General features: G+C 57.3%; 22 protein-coding genes. 7 read left to right on the top strand and 15 right to left on the bottom strand.

What is annotated here, in order from left to right:
* The first annotated feature begins 7 nt into the window (after positions 1–7).
* Together BJL95_RS08645 and BJL95_RS08640 are read left to right on the top strand one after the other, a co-directional pair.
* Positions 8–583 (top strand): HAMP domain-containing protein, encoded by a 576-nt coding sequence (locus BJL95_RS08645; protein ID WP_064027030.1) that lies wholly within the window; start codon positions 8–10, stop codon positions 581–583.
* Positions 584–682: 99 nt separating this feature from the next.
* Positions 683–2,299, top strand: a complete 1,617-nt coding sequence (locus tag BJL95_RS08640) for a methyl-accepting chemotaxis protein (protein ID WP_071157165.1) — start codon at positions 683–685, stop codon at positions 2,297–2,299.
* A gap of 36 nt (positions 2,300–2,335) precedes the next feature.
* On the opposite strand, the gene BJL95_RS08635 is transcribed toward BJL95_RS08640, so the two are convergent.
* Together BJL95_RS08635 and BJL95_RS08630 are read right to left on the bottom strand one after the other, a co-directional pair.
* Positions 2,336–4,573, bottom strand: coding sequence for a heavy metal translocating P-type ATPase (locus BJL95_RS08635; RefSeq protein WP_071157163.1), 2,238 nt, complete (start codon positions 4,571–4,573; stop codon positions 2,336–2,338).
* 86 nt (positions 4,574–4,659) lie between these two features.
* Positions 4,660–4,869 (bottom strand): heavy-metal-associated domain-containing protein, encoded by a 210-nt coding sequence (locus BJL95_RS08630; protein ID WP_071157161.1) that lies wholly within the window; start codon positions 4,867–4,869, stop codon positions 4,660–4,662.
* A gap of 119 nt (positions 4,870–4,988) precedes the next feature.
* Here BJL95_RS08630 and BJL95_RS08625 point away from each other — a divergent pair, with 119 nt between their 5' ends.
* From BJL95_RS08625 to BJL95_RS08605, 5 genes are read left to right on the top strand one after another with little or no spacing between them, the layout of a single operon-like run.
* Positions 4,989–6,194, top strand: a complete 1,206-nt coding sequence (locus tag BJL95_RS08625) for an EAL and HDOD domain-containing protein (protein WP_071157159.1) — start codon at positions 4,989–4,991, stop codon at positions 6,192–6,194.
* A gap of 21 nt (positions 6,195–6,215) precedes the next feature.
* Complete coding sequence (locus BJL95_RS08620; RefSeq protein WP_071157187.1) at positions 6,216–6,653, top strand: rhodanese-like domain-containing protein; 438 nt, start codon at positions 6,216–6,218, stop codon at positions 6,651–6,653.
* 1 nt (position 6,654) lies between these two features.
* A complete protein-coding gene (hflD, locus tag BJL95_RS08615) occupies positions 6,655–7,278 on the top strand; it encodes a high frequency lysogenization protein HflD (protein ID WP_071157158.1) in 624 nt (207 codons plus the stop codon).
* Positions 7,279–7,286: 8 nt separating this feature from the next.
* The gene (mutM, locus tag BJL95_RS08610) at positions 7,287–8,102 is read left to right on the top strand and encodes a bifunctional DNA-formamidopyrimidine glycosylase/DNA-(apurinic or apyrimidinic site) lyase (protein WP_071157155.1); all 816 of its coding nucleotides are present in this window, start codon (positions 7,287–7,289) and stop codon (positions 8,100–8,102) included.
* Positions 8,103–8,109: 7 nt separating this feature from the next.
* Positions 8,110–8,475, top strand: coding sequence for a DUF6164 family protein (locus BJL95_RS08605; RefSeq protein ID WP_071157153.1), 366 nt, complete (start codon positions 8,110–8,112; stop codon positions 8,473–8,475).
* Between the two features lie 52 nt (positions 8,476–8,527).
* Here BJL95_RS08605 and BJL95_RS08600 read toward each other — a convergent pair whose 3' ends face one another.
* The 13 genes from BJL95_RS08600 to BJL95_RS08540 all read right to left on the bottom strand — a co-directional run bounded on the left by BJL95_RS08600 (position 8,528) and on the right by BJL95_RS08540 (position 24,611).
* Entirely contained in the window at positions 8,528–8,764 is a 237-nt protein-coding gene (locus BJL95_RS08600) for a TIGR02647 family protein (protein WP_064030313.1), read from the bottom strand.
* Positions 8,765–8,779: 15 nt separating this feature from the next.
* Complete coding sequence (locus BJL95_RS08595; protein WP_071157152.1) at positions 8,780–9,559, bottom strand: DUF3530 family protein; 780 nt, start codon at positions 9,557–9,559, stop codon at positions 8,780–8,782.
* Between the two features lie 3 nt (positions 9,560–9,562).
* On the bottom strand, positions 9,563–10,642 hold the full coding sequence (locus BJL95_RS08590) for an AI-2E family transporter (RefSeq protein ID WP_064030318.1): 1,080 nt from the start codon (positions 10,640–10,642) through the stop codon (positions 9,563–9,565).
* Positions 10,643–10,651: 9 nt separating this feature from the next.
* On the bottom strand, positions 10,652–11,287 hold the full coding sequence (locus BJL95_RS08585; protein ID WP_071157150.1) for a DedA family protein: 636 nt from the start codon (positions 11,285–11,287) through the stop codon (positions 10,652–10,654).
* Positions 11,288–11,395: 108 nt separating this feature from the next.
* On the bottom strand, positions 11,396–14,884 hold the full coding sequence (gene dnaE, locus BJL95_RS08580; RefSeq protein WP_071157148.1) for a DNA polymerase III subunit alpha: 3,489 nt from the start codon (positions 14,882–14,884) through the stop codon (positions 11,396–11,398).
* Between the two features lie 76 nt (positions 14,885–14,960).
* The gene (locus tag BJL95_RS08575) at positions 14,961–15,458 is read right to left on the bottom strand and encodes a murein L,D-transpeptidase family protein (protein ID WP_071157146.1); all 498 of its coding nucleotides are present in this window, start codon (positions 15,456–15,458) and stop codon (positions 14,961–14,963) included.
* Positions 15,459–15,465: 7 nt separating this feature from the next.
* On the bottom strand, positions 15,466–16,062 hold the full coding sequence (gene rnhB, locus BJL95_RS08570) for a ribonuclease HII (protein ID WP_071157144.1): 597 nt from the start codon (positions 16,060–16,062) through the stop codon (positions 15,466–15,468).
* Entirely contained in the window at positions 16,037–16,807 is a 771-nt protein-coding gene (lpxA, locus tag BJL95_RS08565; protein ID WP_064030326.1) for an acyl-ACP--UDP-N-acetylglucosamine O-acyltransferase, read from the bottom strand. The genes rnhB and lpxA overlap by 26 nt, the downstream gene beginning before the upstream one ends.
* 3 nt (positions 16,808–16,810) lie before the next feature.
* Positions 16,811–17,257, bottom strand: coding sequence for a 3-hydroxyacyl-ACP dehydratase FabZ (gene fabZ, locus BJL95_RS08560; RefSeq protein ID WP_064030328.1), 447 nt, complete (start codon positions 17,255–17,257; stop codon positions 16,811–16,813).
* Between the two features lie 99 nt (positions 17,258–17,356).
* A complete protein-coding gene (locus BJL95_RS08555; RefSeq protein ID WP_082885606.1) occupies positions 17,357–17,857 on the bottom strand; it encodes an OmpH family outer membrane protein in 501 nt (166 codons plus the stop codon).
* 78 nt (positions 17,858–17,935) lie between these two features.
* Entirely contained in the window at positions 17,936–20,245 is a 2,310-nt protein-coding gene (bamA, locus tag BJL95_RS08550; protein ID WP_254786745.1) for an outer membrane protein assembly factor BamA, read from the bottom strand.
* A 1,065-nt stretch (positions 20,246–21,310) separates the two neighbouring features.
* Positions 21,311–23,017, bottom strand: a complete 1,707-nt coding sequence (locus tag BJL95_RS08545; RefSeq protein ID WP_071157142.1) for an ATP-binding protein — start codon at positions 23,015–23,017, stop codon at positions 21,311–21,313.
* Between the two features lie 217 nt (positions 23,018–23,234).
* Positions 23,235–24,611 (bottom strand): (Fe-S)-binding protein, encoded by a 1,377-nt coding sequence (locus BJL95_RS08540; protein ID WP_071157139.1) that lies wholly within the window; start codon positions 24,609–24,611, stop codon positions 23,235–23,237.
* Positions 24,612–24,908 lie beyond the last annotated feature (297 nt).

The raw sequence follows: 24,908 nt of genomic DNA, 5'->3' as shown, positions 1-24,908 counted from the left end.
TCCGAAAATGAACAACACCGAATCCAAACGCAGCCGCGTTTTCATTAAAAAAGCGTTCCAGGGTCGATTCATCCTCGGCGTGTTCGCGCTGATATTGTTGGCCGGCCTATGCTCGGCGCTGCTGATTTACTGGATGACCGGCGGCGATTTGCAGGCACAAGCGCAATCGGCGCACGTCAGTATCGTCAACGCCGCCGAGCGCCTGGGCGTATCGATTTTGATCGGCAACGTGGTGGCTATTTTGCTGGCCGGCGGGATTGCGGTCGGTGGCGTGCTGTACGCGTCGCACAAGATCGCGGGGCCGTTGTACCGGTTCGAGACCTTGTGCCGGGAAGTCGGCGACGGCAATCTGGACACCGTCACTCAGCTGAGGGAAAACGATCAATTGCAGGAACTGGCCGGCGCGTTCAGCGACATGGTCGGTAAACTGCGCGGCAGCCGTGAACGGCGCCTGCATCTGATTGCCGAGCAACGCCGGCAAATCGAGCGCTGCGTCGCGGAAAACCCAGAAACTTTGTCGAAAAGCCAGCAAGACGCCCTCTCCTCGCTGGCAAAGTTGGCCGACGAATTGGAAAAATTATAAGTCGTATGCGGCCGGCCTTCAGCAATCGGCTACCTTCGAGCTCGCCACGCGCCGACACAACCCGTTTAACACATTCCAAATCAAGCGCTTACCCACTCAATGTTTAAATCGACCTCCATTAAATCGTATCTGATCGCCATCGCCTCGATACTGGCCTTAGCCAATCTGCTGTTCGTGGTTTCGCTGTGGCAGGCCTTTCAATCGATCGATCGCACGCTGGCGGAAGCCACCCGCAAGCAAGACGTGTCCGACGCGTTGTCGCACGTTCGCTTTCATGTCGTGCAAATCCAGCAATTTCTGACCGACGTCGGCGCGACCCATTCCGACGACGGCTTCGCCGAGGCCAAGCACAATCTAAGCTCGGCCCTGGAGAATTTGGAAAAAGCCCGTCAAATCGAACCCAATCTGGCGCCGCAAATCGACGTATTGAAAGAGCATGTCCAGAACATGCACGATACCGGCGTCAAAATGGGTTGGGACTACATCAAGTTCGGCAACGAAGCCGGCACCGCCACGATGAAGGCCGCAGGCACGGGGCTGGACGACTCGGCCGCCCGCCTGACCGAAAAACTGCAAACCCTGAGCACCCAAATAGACGGCGAAGTGGCCCGCTCCAAACAGTTGCTCGGCCAAACGCTGACCGACTACGGAACCACGCGTATCGCGTTTTCGATCGCCTTGCTGATGTTCGTCGTGATCTGCTTGTTGATGCTCTATTTTAAAATCGAGCCGCCGCTGACCGCATTGCGGCAGTCGCTGCAAGCGCTGAAACAAGGCGGCGGCGACCTGACCCGGCGGATTCCCTACGACGGAGAGGACGAGATCGGAACGATTGTAAATCTGTTCAACGAGTTTTTAACGACGCTGCACGCAATGATGCGGCAAGTCGCGATAGAATCCGAACAACTCACCGGCTCGTCGAGCCGACTGAGCCAATTGGCCGAACGGGTACAACTCGACATGGTCAAACAGCAACAGGGTACCGATCAGGTGGCTACCACGGTGACCGAACTGTCATCGACCGCCGCCGAAGTGTCCCGCAACACCGGCAGCGCCGCCCAAGCCGCGCAAAGAAGCAGCGCCGACGCCAACAACGGCAAGCGCGTGGTTACCGAGACCGTACAAGCCATCCATGCGTTGTCGGCCTACATCGATAGCGCCAGCCATGTGATCGGCAACGTCGAGCAAGACTGCGTCAACGTCAGTTCGGTGTTGGATGTGATTCAGGGCATCGCCGACCAGACCAATCTACTGGCGCTGAACGCGGCGATCGAAGCCGCCAGGGCCGGCGAGCAAGGACGCGGCTTCGCGGTGGTCGCCGATGAAGTCCGCACCCTGGCCAGCCGCACTCAGGCTTCGACCCACGAAATTCAGGCGATGATAGAACGCTTGCAAGGCGGCTCCAGGGAAGCGGTCAAAGCCATGTTCGACAGTCAAAACCAAGCCAAGCAAACCGTCACCGTCATCGAAAACACCGGCGTATTGCTGGACAATATTTCCGGGATGGCTGAACAAATCTCGGAAATGAACGCCCACATCTCCAACGCGGTCCGCGAACAAACCCTGGTCGTCGACCACATTAATCAAAACGTGATCGCGATCAACGAAGTCACCGCCAATACCGCCGACGACGCCAAGCAAACCGCCGGTGAGGCCAGTACGCTGCAGCGGATTTCCGGCAACCTGCGCACCACGATTTCGCAGTTCAAGCTGTAACGGCTAGCCGGAGCCGGCTCCGGCCGGCGACCTGGTTTACTCCAACTTCATCCAGCGTAGCCGGTTGGCGTTACTGACCACGGTGACCGACGACATCGCCATCGCCGCGCCGGCGATCATCGGGTTCAGCAACACGCCGAACAGCGGGTACAACAACCCGGCCGCGACCGGAATGCCTATCGTGTTGTAGATAAAGGCGCCGAACAGATTTTGCTGGATATTGGTGACGGTCAGCCGCGACAGCGCCATCGCTTCCGGCACTTTGAGCAGCGAGCCTTGCAGCAACACGATGTCGGCACTTTCGATCGCGACATCGGTGCCGGTGCCTATCGCCAGACCGACATCCGCCTGGGCCAGCGCCGGCGCATCGTTGATACCGTCGCCGACCATGCCGACCACTTCCCCTTGCTGTTGCAGGGCTTGCACCACGGCCGCCTTGTCTTGCGGCAAAACCTGAGCGCGAACTTCGCCGATACCGGCTTGCGCGGCGATGGCCTTGGCGGTGATTTCGTTGTCGCCGGTCACCATCAGCACCCTGACGCCGGCGGCTTGCAGCCGACGCACCGCCTCGGCCGAATCGGCCTTGATCGGATCGGCAACCGCGACGATGCCGGCGACGGTCTGCTCTTCGGCCAACAGCATCGCCGTCTGTCCCTTGGCCGACAGTTCGGCCATTTTTTCCCGATAGGGCGTGTCGTCGATGCCGTTTTCCGCCATCAACGCGGCGTTGCCGAACAGCCAGAGACGATCCGCGATCCGGCCGCTGATGCCGTGGCCGGCCACCGCCTGAAAGCGTCTGACTTTATCCAAGGTCAAGCCGCGATCGGCCGCGCCGGCCAAAATGGCCGCCGCCAACGGATGCTCGGAGCCGGATTCCAGACTGGCCGCGCGCTGCAACACTTGCTCGACCGAGTATTCGCCGAACGCCACCACGTCGGCCAGACTCGGCTTGCCGGTGGTCACGGTACCGGTCTTGTCCAGCACCAAACAACTGATGTTGCCGGCGCTCTGTAAGGCTTCGCCGCGCCGGATCAATATGCCGGTTTGCGCCGCCCGGCCGACCGCGACCATCACCGAAATCGGGGTGGCCAAACCCAGCGCGCACGGGCAGGCGATGACCAGCACCGTCATCGCGGTGACGAAGGCGTAACCCAGCGATGGCGACGGTCCGAATATCAGCCAAACCAAAAAGGTGAACGCGGAAATGCCGACCACGGTCGGCACGAATACCGCCGAAATGCGGTCGGCCAGCTTGGCGATGGCCGGCTTGCTGTTCTGCGCCTGACGCACGCTTTGGATGATTTGCGCTAGCGCGGTATCCCGGCCGATTCGGGTGGCGCTGAACAAAAAGCTGCCGTGCAAGTTCATCGTGCCGGAAGCCACATTGGAGCCGACCTGCTTTTCGACCGGAATCGACTCGCCGGTCAACATCGCTTCGTCGACGCTGGAATGGCCTTCCAGCACCACGCCGTCCACCGGAATTTTTTCGCCGGGCCTGACCCGCAAGGTTTCGCCCAAACCGACCTGCTCGATCGGCACGTCGATTTCGGCGCCGTCGCGAACCACGCGGGCGGTTCGCGGTTGCAGACCGATCAGGGCACGTATCGCCGCGGAGGTTTTACCGCGCGCGCGGGTTTCCAAGGCACTGCCCAAATTGATGAAGGCCAAAATCACCGCCGAGGCTTCGAAGTAGGCGTGCGCCGACAACGACGGCAATTGCCCGGAAAAATCGATGACGACGCAAGAATACAACCAGGCCGAGCCGGTGCCCAGCGCGATCAGCGTGTCCATATTGCTTTGCCGAACTTGCAGCAGCTTCACCGCGCTGACGAAAAAATGTCCGCCGGAATAAAACATCACCGCCAGCGTCAGCAAGGCGACGATGGACCAAAAGTCGGCGCCGGCGGCGGTACCCATCGCCGGAAACCAGTCCATATGGGCACCCAACATCAGCGGCACGCCCAGCGCGCCGGCGACCTTGGCCTTGTTCATCAAATCGCGATAGCGCCGTTCTTCCTGCTCTTCCTCCTCGCGCGGGTCTTCCAGACCTTCCATCACCGCCGCGTCGTAGCCGGCTTCCCGTAGCGAACGCTTCATCGCTTCATGGTCGGCGGCACCGGTGACGGTCGCGGAATGGTCGGCGAAATTAACGGCGACCGATTCGACGCCCGGCACTTGTTGCAACGCGGTTTCGACGGCGGCAATACAGCCCGCGCAACGCATGCCCAGAATCGACAGGCGGGTTTCGGCGGTTTGAACTTGGTCAGTGGTCATTGAATATCCCCGGCATTTGCCGTTGTTGCGACTTGATCGTTGGCACCGGCGGTCGGCACCTTGACCAGGTACGCGCGCATCGCGATTTATTCGACTTTGAAACCGGCTTCGACGATGGTGTCCTCGATTTCATCGAGGTCGGTCTGGGTCGGATCGTACTCGACGTCCACCCGTTTTTCGGTATGCGAGGCTTTTACGGCTATCACGCCCGGCACCGCCGACAGTTTTCCGACGATGTTATTCTCGCAACCGCCGCATTTCATACCCGTTACCGCTAAAGACGCTATTTCCGACATAGAGTTCTCCCAAAGTTGTTGAAATCCGAATCGGCGGGTCACTCGACGAGCGCGGCACGCTCGTGTATAAAACCCCACCAAGCTTCATGATAGAGGATGCACGGGGGGAGCCGCAACGCATGACAGATTTTCTAATCGGCCGACAGCCGATATTGGACCGGGATTTAAGCACCTTCGCTTACGAAATTCTGTTTCGGGGCAAGGACTTCGATCTGAGTCAACAGGATGGGGCAGCCAACGCGACCCGCCAAGTCATTACCGACACCATCCTGGAAATCGGCCTGAACGAATTGGTCGGCCCACATAAGGCCTTCATCAACTTTACCGGCAGGAACTTGCTGGACAACATACCGCTACACTTGCCCAAGGACCGCATCGTCATCGAAGTCCTGGAATCGGTCGCGGTCGACGACGCCATCGTCGCCAATTTGAAGGCCCTGTCCGAATTGGGCTACACCATCGCGCTGGACGACTTCGTGTTGACGCCGGAATGGCGGCCGTTGCTGGAAATCGCCGACATCGTCAAACTGGACGTCATGGCCGACGGCCTCGAAAAATCCCACGCCTTGATCACCGAGCTCAAAGGTTACGGGCTGAGCCTACTGGCCGAGAAAGTCGAAACCCACGAGGAATTTCAAGCCTTGAAGGAATGGGGCTGCGAACTGTTCCAGGGGTTTTTCTTCAGCAAACCCAATCTGGTGGAAGGCAAGCGCCTCGGCGTCAGCCAGGCCTCCGCTATCCGGCTAATGTCGGCCGTCAACCAGCCCGATGTCGAGTTTTCGGAGATCGGCCGCATCGTCTCTCAAGATGTCGGTCTGAGTTTTAAGCTGCTGCATTACATCAATTCGGCGTTTTTCGCGTTGCCGCGCAAGATCGAATCGATTAAGCACGCCATCGTCTGCCTGGGGCTCATCGAGGTCAAACGCTGGGTCAACATCCTGACGCTGTCGTCGCTAAGCGACAAGCCCTCCTCGGTTCTACAAAACGTATTAGTCCGCGCCAAGCTCTGCGAACTGCTGGCGCAGGAAACCGGCCAGGACAGGGAGCTGTTTTTCTTCGTCGGCATGCTGTCCGGCCTGGATGCCTTGCTGGACATGCCGTTACCGAAAGTTATCGAACAGCTGCCGCTGTCCGACGATATAATGCAAGCCGTGCTGGAATACGCGGGCGGCCCCGGTGAAGCGCTCAAGTTTTGCGTCGCTCACGAGCGTTGGGAACCGTCCTTGGGGTCGTATCGGGGCGTTTCGCATACTCGAATCGGCCAACTGTATTTGGAAAGCATCGATTGGTGGGCCAAATGCGTGTTTCCGCTGTTAAGTACTTAAATGTCCCGTTACCGGTGGTTTATGAAAAAATCGATATTCTTGGCTCTGTCGACCCTGGTGGTCAGCTTTCGGTTAACGGCCGGAGAATTGGCGGAAGTCGGCGCCGAGCAATTGCTGGACATGCAAAAAAACCAAAACGCACTGGTGATTGATGTGCGTACCGAACAGGAATGGCAGGCGTCCGGCGTGATCCCGCAAAGCCGCTTGTTGCAATCGTTCGACGCAAACGGCCAAATCGACCAGGAGGCCTGGAGCAGCCAAGTCGAGAAATTGAAAACGTCACCGGATCAGCCGGTGATTCTGGTATGCCGGTCCGGCAACCGCAGCGCCAAACTCGGCAAATTGTTGGCCGAGCAAAAAGGCATGAACCAAATCTACCACCTGTCCAGCGGCATTCAAGGCTGGATCAAATCCGGCAAACCGGTCAAACCCAGTTGCGCGACGGTCGCTTGCAACTGAGATGACAATACAGACGCTGAGCAACCAGACGATCGCGCTGGCCGGTATCGCCCAGGCCTGCTCGCTCGTACACCAATTGGCCACCGCCGGCGCTTGCCCGTCCCCGGCGATGCAGAGCAGCATCGGCAGCCTTCTGAAAATCGACTCGGACAGCGTTGCCGAGGTGTACGGCGGCATTGCTGGCGTCACTCACGGACTCGAGCAGTTGCAGCGACAATTGGCAAATCGAGAACAGGCCAGCGCGGAACAGACCCGCTACGCCGCCCAACTGGTCTATCTTCAAAAAAAACTGTCCGGCAAAACCGAGATGCAGGATAACATCCGGGCAGGCATCGCTAGAGCGCAAGCCCAGTCCGAGCATTTCGGCATCCTGCACGAAAACGTCCTGGCCAATTTAGCCGACATCTATCACAGCTCCATCAGTACCCTGCAACCGCGCATCATGGTGGCGGGCGACCCCCAATATCTGGGCAACCAAGCCATCGTCAATAAAATCCGGGCCTTGTTGCTGGCAGGCATCCGCTCGACCTTGTTGTGGCGGCAGTGCGGAGGCACGCGCTGGACCTTGTTATGGTCGCGCCGAAAAATTCAGGACGAAGCCCGATTTCTGCTGACGCAAATTTAAGGTCCGCGATGCCAGAGCTTCCCGAAGTCGAAACCAGCCGACGCGGCATCGCGCCGCACATCGAAGGTAAAACCTTTGCCTCGGTGGTTGTTCGCGAATCCCGCTTGCGCTGGCCGGTTCCCGCCGATCTGGCCGATCTGCTGACCGGCCGCCGGCTGCGCCGCATCGACCGGCGAGGCAAGTATCTTTTGTTCGACCTCGAAAACGGTACGCTGCTAATTCATCTCGGCATGTCCGGCAATTTGCGCATCGGTCAGGCCGGGCTGGCCCACGGCAAGCACGACCATCTCGATTTCGTGTTCGACGACAACACTTTGCTGCGCTATAACGATCAACGCAAGTTCGGCGCGGTGTTGTGGACGGCGGAAGTCCCCCATGCGCATCCGCTGTTGGCCGAACTCGGTCCGGAACCATTATCCGCCAACTTCGATCCCGCCTATCTTGCCGGACGTCTCGCCGGCCGGCAAGTGCCGATCAAACAGCTGATCATGGACAGCCACGTCGTCGTCGGAGTCGGCAATATCTACGCCAACGAATCCTTGTTTCTGGCCGGCATACAACCGACCCGACCGGCTTGCGGCCTCGGCGCCGACGACTGCGTCCGTCTGAGCGCCGCGATCAAAACCGTGCTGGAACAAGCCATCGCCCAAGGCGGCACCACGCTGCGCGACTTTACCGACGCGCAAGGCAAACCCGGCTATTTCAAACAATCGTTGCGGGTATACGGCCGGGGCGGCGAACCCTGTTTAAGCTGCCGGGAACCGGTCCAACACCTGAAAATCGGCCAGCGCGCCAGCTATTTCTGCCCCACTTGCCAGCAATAGATCGTTCATGGCGGTATTATTTTTCAATTTAAGAGACGTTCCGTTCGACGAAGCCGACGACATCCGCCAACTGCTGACCGAACACGAGATCGGCTTTTACGAAACCTCGGCCGGCAATTGGGGCATTTCGACCGCGGCAATCTGGCTGTACGATGCCGACGATCTGGAACAGGCCCGCGCGCTGTGCGACGCCTACCAAGCCGAACGCGCCGAAACCCAGCGCGAGCTGTATCGGCTACGCAAACTGCAAGGCCAACACACCGGTTTTTGGCGGCATAACCTCGGCCAACCCTTACATTTTCTCAGTTACAGCGCATTGATCGCCGCGGTCGGCTACGCCTCGGTAAAATGGTTGTTCGATTTGGGACTGTGAAGCGCCGCCGGACCGGCGCTTTCCGCGTCGGACCGGCGACACTGAAAACGGCTTAACGCGTTTTCAGGATGGTTAGCAGTTTTTGGGCGTGCTCGGCGGCTTCGACGCCCAAGTCGGTCAAGTAACCGCCGTCGGCTTGGCTCACCAAACCTTTGTCGTGCAAACGTCGCGCGGCCGCAATCAAGGCCGGCTCGGCGTTACCGTGCACCTTGACCCCCTCCTGAATCGACTCCAGGTTATACAGCGCCAACAGCCGAATCTCGGCGTATAAGTCTTCGTTCAATGGCATAAAGTCTCCCCTCTGTTATTGTTGATTTTCCATGATGGTCGTTGCCAGCCAACTATAGACGCGTTTGACCAGCAACGGGTAATTTTGCCGATAAGCGTGATCGTCGCCGTCGATGCGGATCTGCCGGTAAACCGGATTCTCCTTACCGGCGACGCGGCGCTTGGCGGCGGTTTCCGTCACGTCCGGCCAGTCGGCTTCGGCGTAAACGTCGAGCAACGGCAGATTGATATTCTTCACGAAGCTTAGGGTTTGCACGCCGGCCTGACTGCTATCCGGCACCGGCAAACTGATCGCGGCAAACGCGACGACATTGACCGGGTTCCGGCTGAGGCGGGCGGCCGCCATCGCCGCGCCGATGCCGTAACCGACCATCGCGATTTGCTTGGCGCCGATTTTGATCGCATGATCGATGGCCGCTTGAATCCGGGCGTCGGCCTCGCCAACCAACGGGTAATAGTCTTCCAGCGCCGCGCCAGCTTCGCGCAACGGTAACTGTATCGCCAAACTCGCCCAGCGGTGCCGCGGCAACACCGTGCGTAGTTCGCGGATCAGCGGTTGCTGATCGGGATGGCCATCCGCGTCGTGCAGAATGATGACCACCTGCTCGTTAGCGGTTTTTTCGGCATCGACAAACAACGCTAAAAATCGCCCGCCGTCCCCGGTTTGCAGCCACACCGCTTCGCCGATGGCCGGTTGCTGCTGAATCGCATCGGCATAGGCCTGCTCGCGGGCCGGATCGCCCGCCGATGCCGAAAACGCCAAGCAAACACCGCAAAACGCGATCGCCAGACGCATCGCTCAACCCTTGCTGTAAAAACCGCTGAAGGTGTAACGCTCGTGCAAATGCCGCAGCAAGACCATGATCACAGAAGCCACCGGCAAGGCCAGCAACACGCCCAGAAAGCCAAACAAACGGCCGCCGGCCATCACCGCGAACATCACCGCGACCGGGTGCAAGCCGATCTTGTTACCGACCAACCAGGGCGTCAACACCATGCCCTCCAAGCTCTGCCCCACCGCGAATACCATCAGCACGGGTAATAAATGTACCGCGTCTTGAAATTGCAGCAGCGCGGCAATGCAGGAAAACACAATGCCGACCAAAGCCCCCATGTAAGGAATGAAACTGATCAAACCGGCCGTCATACCGATCACCAGCGCCAATTCCAAATCGACCAGCCATAAACCGATGCTGTAAATGCCGCCCAGGGCCAACATCACGTAAAACTGGCCGCGCAAGAAGGCGCCGAGGACATCGTCGGCCTCGGCGGCCAGCGCGCCGACCGTAGCGGCGTAACGTCGCGGAAACAGATCGTGAACGCGCTCGACCAACACATCCCAGTCGCGCAACAAATAAAACGTGATGACCGGTATCAGCACCAGATTCATCAACCAGCCGATGATCACCGCACCGGAGTGCGATACCGACTGCATGAAGTTTTCGAATACCCCGCCACCGTCCTGCCACTGGTTTTTGATCAAGGTGCTCAGCTGCTCGATATGCAAGGGCCGGACGCCGCGGCCCAAATATTTTTGCAGCACCGGAATCACGGTACGATTCAGCCAGTTCAAATAGGCCGGCAGTTTGTCGATGAACTCGCCGATTTGGTATTCCAAGGCCGGGATGACCACGATCAGCAGTGCGGCGATCGCCAGCGAAATGCCGGAAAACACCAGAACCACCGCGACCGTGCGACTCAAGCTTCGTCCTTTAAAGTCCAGCGCTTCCAGTCTGTCAACCAGCGGGTCGCCAAGATAAGCCAGCACTGCCGCCACCGCGAACGGCATCAGCACCGGCGACAGCAAGTAAATCAATGCGGAAGCACCAATCAGAAAAGCCAGCACTAACCATTTTTGCGAATCGCTGAGATCTCCCATCGTCCTCTCCTATTCGGCGGGTTGCCGCCGGGCTTTCCAGACTTCGATGACGATAGGTAGAATTGAAATCACGATGATGGCCAGGATCGCCAGTTCGAAGTTTTTCTTGACGACCGGAATATTGCCGAAAAAATAGCCGGCGAACACGCAAATCAGTACCCAGGCCAGGCCGCCGATCAGATTAAACAGCAGGAAATCCCGGTAACGCATTTTGCCGATACCGGCCACAAACGGCGCGAAGGTGCGAACGATGGGTACAAAGCGCGCCAACACAATCGTTTTACCGCCGTAGGTATCGTAAAAAGCTTGGGCCTTCAACAAATGCTGGTGGTTGACCCAACTCAGCGTAAAGGCTTTTTGACCGATGCTCCGTCCTATCCAATAATTAACGGTATCGCCCAGCACCGCCGCCAGCGCCAACAGGCTCAATAAAGTCGGCATCTCGAAAGACTCCAGCGCCGCGAACGCGCCGGCCGCGAACAACAAGGAATCGCCGGGCAGGAACGGCATCACGACAAAACCGGTTTCGATAAAGATCACCGCAAACAAAATCGCGTAAGTCAAAGTACCGTACTCGCCGATCAAATCGGCCAAGTGTTTATCGATGTGCAGCAATACGTCGAGCAAGAAATGCAGCCAATCCATGTTCAATCCGTTAAGTTGATGAAGTCGGCTCATTATAGCCCGGAGCGACCGGCCGCCGCCGAATTCGCGCCGAAGCGCCCGGCGTGCCAAGCAAGACCGCCTAACGGCTCAATACCTAACCGACACGTTCTCGTTGGACAACAAACGGCGCAAGCGAATCAACAGCTCATCGGCCGGCCGGACCCGCCACTCTTCGCCAAGTTGCAACGCGGCCTTGTCGCGGGCGGTGCGATAGTCGATCTGGACCGGGCAATTGCCGCCGCGAAACGGCGCCAGGATGTCCTGCAAACGCGCCGGCCAATCGCCGCTCAAACTGCGGTTGGCGGTATCTATCGTCAATTGAATACCGCGAGAAAACAGCTCGCGGGCTTCCTCGATGCCGTAAAGTTTCTCAGCGGTCATCCGCAAACCGTTGGTAAAGTCGTCCATCGCCAACGAGCCTTCGGCGACCAGGATCGTGTCCTTGCTGAGCAGATTGCGGTATTTGTCGAAGATGCCGCTAAACGCGGCGACTTCCAAACGGCCGGTGCGGTCGTCCAGCGTCGCGAAGCCCATCATCTTGCCCTGCTTGGTCTGACGGGTACGCATTTCGACGATCAGCCCGGCGACCCGCGCCTCCATCTTGCCGCGCGCCCGGCCGGCGTCGACTTCCAGACTGCCCAGCGTACCGTGGGTGATGTGTTTGAGCTCCGGCAGATATTCGGCGATCGGATGGCCGGACAGAAACAAACCCAGGGTTTGCTTCTCGGCTTCCAGTTTTTCTTTTTCGGTCCACGGTTCGACGGCGGTGGAATAGGCGTCGGCCTCGTTATCGCTTTCCTCGACTTCGACGCCCAAGCCGAACAAGTCGTTTTGGCCGGCCAGCGCCATTTTGCCATGTTGCTCGGCCACTCTGAGCGCGGTAGTCAGTTCGGCCATGTGGGCGGCACGGTTCGGATCGATGGTATCCAAGGCGCCGGCCTTGATCAGCGCTTCCAGCACTCGTCGGTTGACCTTGCGCAGATCGACGCGCTTGCACAAATCGTACAAACCCGAATACGGCCCGTTGGCGTTGCGCTCCTTCAGTAAATCCTCTATCGCGTTTTCACCGACACCCTTGATCGCGCCGATGCCGTAGACGATCTGGCCCTGGTCGTTGACCGTGAAGCGAAAATCGGACAGATTGACGTCGGGTGGCCGGATTTGCAATTTCATCTCCCGGCATTCCTCGATCAACACCACCACCTTGTCGGTGTTGTCCATATCGGAGGACATCACCGCCGCCATGAAGGCCGCCGGATAATGCGCCTTCAGCCAGGCGGTCTGGTAAGCAACCAATGCATAAGCCGCCGAGTGCGACTTGTTGAAACCGTAGCCGGCGAATTTCTCCATCAAGTCGAACACGTAGGTGGCGATACCTGCGTCGATCTGGTTGGCGACCGCACCGGCCATGAACTTTTCCCGTTCCTTGGCCATTTCCTCGGGCTTCTTCTTACCCATCGCCCGCCGCAGCATGTCGGCGCCGCCCAGCGTGTAGCTTGCCAGTTCGCGGGCGATCTGCATCACCTGTTCCTGATAGAGAATTACGCCGTTGGTCGGCTTCAGGATAGGTTCCAGCAGCGGATGGGCGTATTCGGCCTTGGCGCCGTGCTTGACGTTGATGTAGTCGTCGACCATGCCCGATTCCAACGGACCGGGCCGGAACAGCGCCACCAACGCAATGATGTCGTCGAAGCAGTCGGGTTTAAGCTTTTTGATCAGCGCCTTCATGCCGCTGGATTCGAGCTGGAACACCGCCGTGGTCTGGGCCTTCTTCAACAGCTCGTAACTGGGCAGGTCGTCGCGCGGGATTTGAGCAATGTCCACCGGCGGCTCGCCCTTCGCGGCGCGCTGGCGGTTAATCGTTTCCAGCGCCCAGGCTATGATGGTCAGGGTCCGCAGCCCCAAAAAGTCGAACTTAACCAGGCCGACCGCCTCGACGTCGTCCTTGTCGAACTGGGTCACCAAGTTGCCGCCGCCCTGCTCGCAATACAGTGGCGAAAAGTCGGTCAGTTTGGTCGGCGAGATCACCACGCCGCCCGCATGCTTGCCGGCGTTACGCGAGATGCCTTCCAGTGCGCGGGCCATGTCAATCAACTGCTTGACCTCTTCCTCGGCCTCGTACAAGTCCTTGAGTTCCGGGCTTTCCTTCAAGGCCTTGTCCAAGGTCATGCCGATTTCGAACGGAATCAGCTTGGCTAGCCTATCGACGAAACCGTAGGCATGGCCCATCACCCGGCCGACGTCGCGAATCACCGCTTTGGCCGCCATCGAACCGTAGGTGATGATCTGCGACACGTGGTCGCGACCGTAATGGCGGGCCACGTAGTCGATCACCTCGTCGCGGCGTTCCATGCAAAAGTCGATATCGAAGTCGGGCATCGACACCCGCTCCGGATTCAGGAAGCGCTCGAACAGCAAGTCGAACTCGATCGGGTCGAGGTCGGTAATCTTCAAGGCGTAAGCCACCAGCGAGCCGGCGCCCGAACCCCGGCCCGGTCCGACCGGAATGTCGTTATTCTTGGCCCACTGGATGAAGTCGGCGACGATCATGAAGTAGCCGGGAAAGCCCATCTGCACGATCACGCTCAATTCGGTTTCCAGCCGCTCGTCGTAGACCTTGCGGTTTTCCTCGAACGAGCCATTGCCGACCGGCGCGTGCTGCTGCAAGCGTTCTTCCAATCCCTCGCGCGACGCCTGCTTGAAATAATCGGCCAGCGTCATCCCCTCGGGGACTTCGAAATCGGGCAGGAAATTTTCGCCCAAGCGCAATTCCACGCTGCAACGCTTGGCGATTTCGACGCTGTTTTGCAAGGCTTCCGGCAAGTCGGCGAACAGCGCCAGCATTTCCTCGGCGCTGCGCAAATATTGCTGCTCGGTGTAATCCTTCGGCCGGCGGCTGTCGTCCAAAACCCGACCTTGATGGATGCAGACCCGCACTTCGTGAGCGTCGAAATCGCTCCGATTCAAAAAGCGCACATCGTTGGTCGCGACGACCGGCAAGTCCAATTCGGCGGCCAAATCCGCCGCCAGCTTGATGTAACGCTCCTCGTCCGGTTTGCCGACGCGCTGGACTTCTAGGTAAAAACTGTCCGGGAACAAACCGGCCCAGAATTCGGCGCAAGCCTTAGCCAGGGCAAAATTTTCCGACAACAGGGCCGCGCCAACATCGCCCTGCATTGCGCCGGACAAGGCGATCAGACCTTCGTGGTTTTCGGCTATCCAGGCTTTTTGCAGCATCGGAATGCCTTGATGCTGGCCTTCCTGGTAACCCCTCGACACCAGTTCGGTCAAGGTCACATAACCCCGTTGATTGCGAGCCAACAAAGTCAGGCGGTGCGGCGCGGCCGGTTCGTCGTCGTTGTAAATCAGCACATCGGCGCCGGCGATCGGCTTGATGCCGGCGCCTTGCGCGGCTTTGTAGAATTTGACCAACGAGAACAGATTGCTCTGCTCGGTAATCGCCGCCGCTGGCATATTGAATTCGCCGAGCTTTTTGACCAGCGGCTTGATGCGGACGATACCGTCAACCAGTGAGAATTCGGTGTGGATGCGGAGATGGACGAAACCGGGTGTCATTGATCAAAATCTTGAAAAGGATTGATCGGGAACGTTGAGTCTATATAGCGTGGCATTGGCGTCTTTATAGTCGAGGTTATGGCCTAATTTCGACTTTAGTACCGTCCGGCACCAAAGCCCATATCTGTTCAATTTCCTCATTCGTTAGAGCAATGCAACCACGAGTCCAATCCATTAGGCTATGAAATTTGCCTATCCAGCCTAAACCATTTCGGAGGCCATGAATCATGATGTCCCCACCTGGTTCACATCCCTTTGCGAGGGCAAACTCCGATTGTATTCTTTCCGGGTAGGATAGCCGTAGCGCACGGTGATAGTTAGAATTGGCCTTGTGCTCTGTGACGCGGAATAACCCTTCTGGTGTTTTATTGTCACCCGCGCATTCTTTGGCACCGATTGGAGAGCGTCCAAGAGCAACCTTAAAGGATGCAATTGGGTTGTAACCGGCATAAACAGTCAGTAACCGTTTCGATTTTTCAACCACGACCATATCAGAAATCGGATTTTGTTCTGCATATATGGCAGATGAAAACACTACAATCAGCCAAGCAAATGCATTAACTAATTTGCTCATGCTTCTCTCACAAACTTGTCAAGTTTTTAACCGGCGCATACGACCGACGATGTTGCGGCGATACGCCCAATTCCGCCAATGCGCTCAGATGGGTTTTGGTCGGATAACCTTTGTGAACGGCAAATTGGTAACCGGGATAGAGTCTATCCAGCACGTCCATTTCCGTGTCGCGCGCGACCTTAGCCAGGATGGACGCGGCGGAAATTTCGGCGACCAAGGCGTCGCCGCCGACCACCGCTTCGCCGGGGCAAGCTATGCCGGGCAACCGGTTGCCGTCGACCATGATGTAATCGGGTTTGATCGCCAATTGGCTGAAAGCTCTGCGCATCGCGACGAAGGTGGCTTGCAAGATGTTGATGCGGTCGATTTCGCTGGCTTCGGCGCGGCCGACCGCCCACGCCAGTGCCTTGACCTTGATTTCGTCGGCCAGCAGCATGCGCTTTTTTTCGGTCAGTTTTTTCGAGTCGTTCAAACGGGCAATCGGCTTGGCCGGATCGAGGATCACCGCCGCCGCGACGACCGGACCGACGAGACAGCCTCGCCCCACTTCGTCGATGCCGGCGATCAGGCGTGAAGGATTAACGGAGGATGCCGCGGGTGACATTGCGCAAGAAACTGACCATATTGGAAAGTTCGTTGCTTTCGCCGGCCATGCCTTCCATCTCTTCGATGGCGTCTTCCAGGCGCAAGTTGTTCTTGTACAAGATTTTGTAGGCCTGACGAATCTGGCGTATCACTTCCGGCGATTTACCGTTGCGTTCCATGCCGACCGAATTGATGCCGTGCGGCCGGGTTGGCCGGCCGCCAACCATCACGAACGGCGGAATGTCCTGAGTAATCGCGCTACCCATCGCCGAGAAGCTGTACTCGCCGATCTGGGTGAATTGATGGACCAGCGTAAAGCCGCCGAGAATGGCGTGATCGCCGATGTGTACGTGGCCGGCAATCGACGCACCGTTCGCCATGATCACGTGGTCGCCGATCTCGCAATCGTGAGCCACATGGGTATAGGCCATGAACAGATTATCGCTGCCGATCAACGTCAAGCCTTTATCCTGCAGCGTGCCGCGATGCATCGTGCAGAATTCGCGGATCACGTTGCGGTCGCCGATTTCCAACCGAGTCACTTCGTCGGCGTACTTTTTGTCTTGCGGGTCTTCGCCTATCGACGAGAATTGGTAAATCTTGTTGTCGCGGCCGATCGCGGTTGGACCTCGAATAACCACGTGCGGCCCGATTTCGGTGCCGGCGTCGATTTGCACTTCGGGACCGATGACGCTGAACGGACCGACCGAAACGTCTTCGGCCAATTCGGCCTTGGGATGGACTACCGCTCTGGAATCTATCATGACTTAGCTCGTCGCGACCGCGCACATGATTTGTGCGCCGGCCGCCAGTTCGCCATCGACTTCAGCGCGGCAGTCGAAAGACCATAGATGGCGTTTGTGTTTCAGATAGGTCACTTCCAGGCGCAACTGGTCGCCGGGCACGACCTGCTTTTTGAAGCGGGCGTTGTCGATGCCGGCCAAGAAGAAAGTGGTATTGCCCTGCCCCAATTTGTCGTCGCTTTTTGCGGTCAGTAGCGCGGTAGCTTGCGCCAGCGCTTCCAGGATCAGCACGCCGGGCATGATGGGTTGCGCCGGAAAATGACCTTGGAAAAACGGCTCGTTGAAACTGACGTTTTTAATACCGACCAATTTCGCGCCGGGTTCGCACTCGACGACTCTATCAACCAACAAAAAGGGATAACGGTGCGGGAGAAGTGCCTGAATTTGCAATATGTCTAGCGTACCTGTCATGATGGTCCGGAGTCGGTGGAGGTAAACGAAAAAGGGAGCCAGCCGGCGGGCCGTCTCCCTCGCTTTGAAGTCGGCGTTTCCGACGGAAACGCTCTTGAATTATTGCGACAGCGTTTCGAGCTTTTGTTGTACCCGCGCGGTCACGTCGATTTGGTCGTTGGCGTAAATGACGCCGTCGGTCAGCAGCAGGTCGAACGACTCTTCCTTGGCTAACGCTCTTACTGCTTCGACGATACGTTTTTGCAGGTTACCCAGTTCTTCGTTGCGGCGCATATTGAAGTCTTCGCTGAACTCTTGCTGAGCTCTGGCCGCATCGCGTTTTTTATCCAAAATGTCTTTTTCCAAACGGTGGCGTTCTTCTTCCCCCATCACAGCGGAATCCCTGCCGAGTTTGTCTTCCAAGGTTTTGATTTCTTTTTGCTGAGAAACCAAAGCTTTATCCCGAGGCGAAAATTCGGTTTCCAAACGCGTTTTTGCTTTCGCTGCCTGCGGGGCCTTCTCCAATACTTTTGCCACGTTGACGAAACCGATCTTCAGTTCCGCGTGACTAACGCCAGCAAACGCCATCAGCGTTAAGAATAAAGCAATACTTTTTTTCATGGTAATAACCATCTCCGGTTAAATTGTGTTAAGACAGAACGCAAGCCCGATTATAGGGTAAAACTGCCTTGAACTGAACTAAAATCCCGAGCCGAACGTGAACTGGAAGGCCTGAGTTCTATCTCCAGACTCGGAATTGAGCGGTTGAGCCACGCTGACCGCCAACGCGCCGAACGGCGACAGCCATTCCCCGGACAAGCCCACCGAATAGCGGAAATATTTGCGCAAATCGCCGGTGCTCAAGCCCGGCGACAAGGTACCGGCATCGACAAACGAGCCGATCCGCACCGACTTGACGTCGCTCAAAAACGGAATCGGGAAAAACAATTCGGCCTTACCGATCAGCTTGGTCGCGCCGCCGATCGGACGATTGGTGTAGGCATTCGAGTTGAGCGTAGTCGCGTCGATCACGCCCAGCGTATTCTGCATGAAGCCGCGCACGTCGCCGGTACCGCCGGCGAAATAGTTTTCGAAGAACGGCAAACCGTCCGTGCTGCCGTAGCCGCCACCGTGAGCCACCTCGCCCAATAAGCGGAACGTGAAATCGTTGGATAGCGGAAAGTAGTGTTGGTGCTTATAGCCGACCTTGTAATACTCGAGATCGCTGCCCGGTATCGTCGCCAACGCCGAAATCCGCTGCTGGCCGCCGCTATGCGCGAAGGTAGCCCGATCCAACGTGTCGTGGGTCCAACCGGCCGACGTGGACAAACTGGTAAAGCTTTTCGAGCGAATTTGACCGCTGGTATATTTGGTAAAGCCGAGAAACTTCAGAATGGTATCGGACGAATACGCGGTATTTTCGATTTCGGTCCGTTTCAATTCCAGGTCGAAACCCACCCTGTCGAATTCGTTTAGCGGAATGCCGAAGTTGACGCCGGCATTGGTGATCGTCGTGTTATACGCAGCCAAGTTGGCGGCATAGGCGTTACGCGAGGTATAGCCCAAATTGTAACCGAGCGACACACCGTCCAGCGTGTAGTAAGGATCGGTGAAACCCAAGTTGTAACGGGTCAAGATGCTACTGTTGTTGAACGCGAAATCCAGCCGCTTACCGGTACCGAAGATGTTGTCCTGCGACACATTGGCGTTGAAAATGATGCCCTGCACCTGCGAGTAACCGATACCGGCCTGCAAGTTACCGGAGGCTTTTTCCTTGACGGTGTAATTGACGTCGATCTGGTCGGCCACGCCGGTCACTGGCGGCGTTTCCACGCCGACTTCCTCGAAATAGCCCAAGCGGTCCAGACGAGTCTTGGTGCGCTCGATCTTACTGCTAGCCGCCCAACTGGACTCCATTTGCCGGGCCTCGCGGCGGATCACTTCGTCGCGGGTCTTGGTGTTGCCCTTCACGTTAATTCGTCTGACGTAAACCCGTTTACCCGGATCGACGAAAAAAGTCATCGCCACCGTTTTGGATTGCTCGTTGATTTCCGGCACCATATTGACGTTGGCGAAGGTATAACCTTCGTCACCCAGCCGGTCGGAAATCGCCTTCGAGGTCTCGGTGGCGTTTTTACGAGAGAAAATTTCCCCAGGTCCGACCTTAACCAGTTTGATCAAGTCCTCGGGCGGCACGATCAACTCGCCGGACAATTTGACCTTTTCCAGCGTATACACCTCGCCTTCCTTGACGTTGATCGTAATGTAGATTTCCTTCTTATCGGCGGTGATATCGACCTGGGTCGATTCGATCGAAAAATTGATGTAGCCGCGATCCAGATAATACGAACGCAGCTTTTCCAAATCGGCCGATAACTTTTGCTTGGAGTACTGGTCGTCCTTGGAATAGAAGGACAGAAAATTGGTGGTGCTGAGTTCGAATTCCTTGCGTAAGGCATCGCTGGCGAAGGTTTTATTGCCGACGATGTTAATCTGCTTGATCTTGGCCACCCGGCCCTCGGAAATCTCGATGCGGATGCCGACCCGGTTGCGGGTCAGATCGGTGACCTCGGTCTTGATCTTCAAGCCGTATTTACCGTGGCTGAAATATTGGCGGCGCATCTCCTGCTCGACCTTGTCCAACACTTGCTTGTTGTAAACCTTGCCTTCCGCCAAACCAATTTTCTTCAAGGCTTCGGTCAAGTCTTCCTTCTTGATGTCCTTGTTGCCTTCGATGACGATCTTGGCGACCGACGGCCGTTCGACCACGGTCACGATCAAGGTATTGCCGTCGCGCTCCAGCGTGATGTCCTTGAAAAAACCGGTATTGAACAAGGAGCGGATCGCCGAGGCTTGTTTTTCGTCGGTGAAGGTTTCGCCAACCGATACCGGCAGATAGTTGTATACCGTACCCGCCGAAATCCGTTGCAATCCCTTGACCTGGATGTCATCAACTACGAAGCTGCCGGCGTGGGCCAATTTGCCGGCCAAGGCACTCAGCAACAGTATTTGAAATAGCGGATTTTTCTTCACGCACTCAACCAAGATGTATAAATGGCGGCGATTGTAACACGCGTGCCCACCATTCTAGTGCGTTGAAAAGTAAATCATCGTTAATGCTGGCCGGGATTTTGCTTTACCTTTGAATTTCAAACGTAAACATCAACATTGCGAAATCCAACACAAAAAACAGCAGATAACAGCTTGATTTTATTTACGACGTCGTTGCTTTAACTCCAGCCCAAACGCAAACTGTCAATTCAACAGTCAAATGCGTTCCAAATCGTCTTAACAGCTTGTCCGACACCGATAAATCCGGGTTGTAAGGATTTTAATAGCAAGCCCTCTGGCGGAATCCAGCGACAAACGAGCACAAGACAATTTGGGCCATGAATCAAATGGGTTTGGGCGTTACCCAGATTTACCAAAAAACCACGTACTGGTAACGCTTGGGATTTTGCCAAACTGGCGTCTGAGATTGCTTACGTCAGAAATCGAGTCCTGATGGGTTACGGTATCAATCACTATCTGGAATACGGCCTATCGGTTCCTTGCTGCGATTCCAAACGTTCCGACCGGGCGATACGAATTGCTTTCGAGGCTATTAAACTGAATGGCCAATACAACGGCTAGCAAACCTCGCACAAACATTGGTTCGGCAAGGATACGGCTGATAGATCGGCGGCATTAACTATTACCGCGATAATCGGTTCGAACCAAGCCAAGAACAATTCGCCGAAATTTTTTATAGCGGCCGAATGTGCCGTGGACGCCGGGAATGAGGCCCTTCTTGAATCCGTAGAACAAGATGTGTGGGCTCTTCTTCATACAATGTCGTTAAATCAGTAAATTCTGCTCGATACACGCAACCGCGGCGGCCGAAGGTCTCATACCCAAGCATTCGGCTCGAATCAAAGGATTACCGCCGCGAGAAAACTCGATACATTCAAGAGTCAGCCGAGATACAAACCTAAGTTTCTAAGCCGACGCGCGCTTGGACCACGCCACCGCCGACCGCTAAGTCTCCGATCTGTTTCGCCGATGGCGTTTCGGGCCAGTGTCCTGTTCAGCGTTTCAAGCCGCCTCCCCCACCAACTCCAAGCCCCTAAACACCGAGCAGCGAATAAATACATCCAAGGTCGGCGCCAGTTGTTTTTGCATACAGAACTTGGCGACCAGCTTGGTTAGGCCCTTGATGTCGCGGCCGGAGGCGCCGGGGAACAGATCCACCAATTGCTCGATCAGTTCGTCCGAGATCGGCAGCGAGAACTGTTCGGTCATCACCTTCCAGATTTTGCGGCGGTCGGCGCTGTTCGGCGAGTGGTAGCGAATCATCGCGATGCAGCGGGAAATAATGGCTTCGTCGATGTCGTCGACCCGGTTGGTGGTCAGAAACAGCAGGCCGTTGAAGTATTCCAGCACCCGCAGGAACACGCCAACCACGGCATTGGAAGCCAGATTATCGGCGCGCTTTTTGATGTAAACGTCGGCCTCGTCGATCAGCATCACCGCGCCCCAGCGCTGGGCGCGGATCAGGGTTTCCTTCAGGGTTTTCTCCATTTCGGCGACGTTCAAGCCGAGCTGGCCGGAATGCACCCGATACAGCGGCCGCTTGATGATTTCCGAATACACCTCGGCGGTCAGGGTCTTGCCGACCCCGGCCGGCCCGGCGCACAGCACCGTGGTGCCGCCGGATTTGCCTTCGACGATGTCGTCCATCAGCATGTCCATTTCGGCGGTCAAGATGTCGATCAAATCGGTTTGCTCGGGCGGCAGGATCAGCTTTTGTTTCAGTTCCGGCTGGTAGACGTAGGGCTGCATATCGTCGACATGGACCCAGACGTGGTGGTGCAACTCCAGATGAAACAGCAGGATGTAGCCGTGTACCGGCAGTTCGGTGAACAAGCCCTTGCCGACCTCGGCCTTGGCTTGCTCCATCTGGCTCTCGGTTTTGCTGTCGTAGCGCATGCTTTTGCCGGCCTTGCGCAAATAGGTACCGAAGATGTCGCCGGAGGCTTCCAGCGTCAGCACCCGGTCGCTGAGGATATTTTCGTCGTTGACCAGCCGGCACGCGCCGCCGCCGGACGACAGCACCACGGTATTTTTGCGGGTCCAGTCGTTGCTGCGGTGGCTGGCGGTCGGGTCTTCGGCGTAGATGCCGGTACCCCAACCGGAGAATTGCTCGCCGTAGCGGCCGCGCCAATCGAAATAGCGGGCGGCCGCGTCATCGTAACTGGCCGTCAACTCGGCGGTCTCCTTCAAATAACCCTTGCCGGCAAAGATTTCGGGAATGGTTTTGTGGTCCAGATCCTTGCCGCGGATCACCAGGGTTTCGATGGCGATCTTGCCCTTGCTGTTGGCTTTTAATTCGATCAGGATGCGCCCGGCTTCTTCCTCGCCCGGCGGCGTGTAATCGACGCGGGTAACTAAATAAGCCAGGGTTCGGCCGCCATGCTCGACGTGAAACAACCAGCCGTGAATCGCGCCGTCCAACAAGTAGCTCGCGATGTCCGGCAGCAGTTTTTCCAGATCGTCCGGTCCGTAGCGGCGGTGATCGTCGGTTAAGGCTTGCCGCAACGCCGTCAGCAGCGCGGCCTGTTGCTGATAACTCTCGCCTTGTTGGGCGTAAATGCCGGCCAACGTTTCCATCTCGACGCCGCTGAGTTGATCGTAAAACACCTGGGCTTTATTGCCGAAACGCAGTTGCTCGTTCAAGCCGGTCAGGCGCGGGTGAGCGGTCAACAGTTGCTGAAGATGCGGTTTATCTATGGACAGTTTCATCGAACGATTCCTTATCAAAGCGGCGAAAAACAAAATGGGTTAGCGAGCGTGGACTCGCGGTCGAGGCAAAATCAACGCTGGTTACTCTGAACACCGGTGAGCGAGACATCTCTGTGTCGGAAGGTCTTCGATCGCGGTTAAAGCCGCGCTTACACCCACCTTTTTCAATCTCCCGAACGCAAGCTCTTTCACAAACATTAGCCGGCTTCTGCTCCACTCAACCGGTGCTAGCCTCTCCGTCCGGTTGGGGTAACGCCAAACACAGCAATTCGGCCAAATGCAGCGGCTTGGCGAAGCCGCCGCCAACAATTTGTTCGCGGCAGGAAAATCCGCTGCCGACCAATAGCGCATCGGGCTCTGCGCGTAGCGCCGGGAACAAGGCCAGTTCAGCCATCGCCTGGGCATCGTCGTAATGTTCGGCTTCGACGCCGAAGTTACCGGCCATGCCGCAACAGGACGACTCGATCAGTTCGAACGACAAGCCGGGAATTTGCTTCAAAATTTTGCGGACCGACTTGATCGAGCCGACCGCTTTCTGGTGGCAATGACCGTGCAGCAGCACCCGCGGTTGACTCGGGATCGCTTGAAAAACCAGATTCCAGCGCTTGGCGCTTTGCTCGCGGACGATAAACTCTTCCAGCAGTACGACTTTTTCGGCCAAGTTACGGGCCGATTCGCCCAAACCCAATTTCAGGTACTCGTCGCGTAAACTCAGAATACAGGACGGCTCCAGACCGACGATGGCGCGGCCGGCGTCGATATGCTCGCTCAACGCGGCCAGCATCCGGCGAGCCTCGGCGCGAGCTTGGTCGAGCATGCCGTTGGCAAAATAGGTGCGCCCGCAACATAGCGGCCGCTGGTCTTTATCGGTGGGGGACGGTGCCGCGACATGGACGTGGTAGCCGGCCGCCGTTAGCAAATTTTTTGCCGCCTCGGCCGAGGCCGGGTTGAAGTAGTAATTGAAGGTGTCGACCAGCAGCACGACTTGCCGGTCGCTCAACTCCGGGTGCAGGACCAAACTGGATTGTCGCGGGACTTGGAACGGACGCTCGGCCGGCAGCGGCAATTCGGCCTTGGCGCTGATGCCCAACACCGATTGCGCCAGTTTGGCCAGCAGCGGCGAACGGTTGCGCCACGCGATCAACCGACGCAGCACCGGCCACTTCAGTAATTTGGGCAGATGCCCCCACAATTGGTGACGCAACGGCAGGCCGCGCCGGGCCGCTTGCTGAGCCAGGAATTCGGCCTTGATCGCCGCCATGTCCACTTCGTTTTCGCATTCGCGCCTGCAACCCTTGCAAGCCACGCACAGATCCATCGCGGCGACCAAGGCAGGATCGAACAGCGCTTCCGCGTCGTCGGCGTTCAGCGCGGCTTTCAGCAACTTAACCCGTCCGCCCGGCGACAAATCCGGATTGCCGCTAACCCGAAAGCTCGGGCACATCACGCCCTTGTCGGCCTGCTGCTGGCATTGCTTGCTGCCGATGCAAACCGCGATCGCCTTGGCAAAATCGGCACCGTGCTTGGGGATGTCGGCGTAGGCATCGCCCATGCCGGCATTGCGGTAGGACGACCAGTCCAATAACAACTTCATAAATGCTGAACGAGTGAAAACCAGCATCAAGCAAAAACGAAGCCACCCTGCTCCGCCGCCCGAAATCGCTGGTTAGCGGCGAACGCAACGCGGCTGGGCCGGCGCCGTTTGTCGCAAAACCGACAATCAACGGCCGGCGCGAACGATTTACCACAGACTTTACGGGCTTAATCCGGCGAGAACCGTTGGAATAGCGACAACTCAACGATCAAGCCCTTGGCGTAAGCGCGGTTTCACCCGCCAACCCGGCTCAGCGCGTGGACTCGTCTATGCGCCGGATTAATTTCGGCACAAAAC

Source organism: Methylomonas sp. LWB (assembly GCF_001856095.1).
In the GTDB taxonomy this organism is placed as follows: domain Bacteria; phylum Pseudomonadota; class Gammaproteobacteria; order Methylococcales; family Methylomonadaceae; genus Methylomonas; species Methylomonas koyamae_A.
This window is presented reverse-complemented; position numbering and strand designations above follow the sequence as displayed.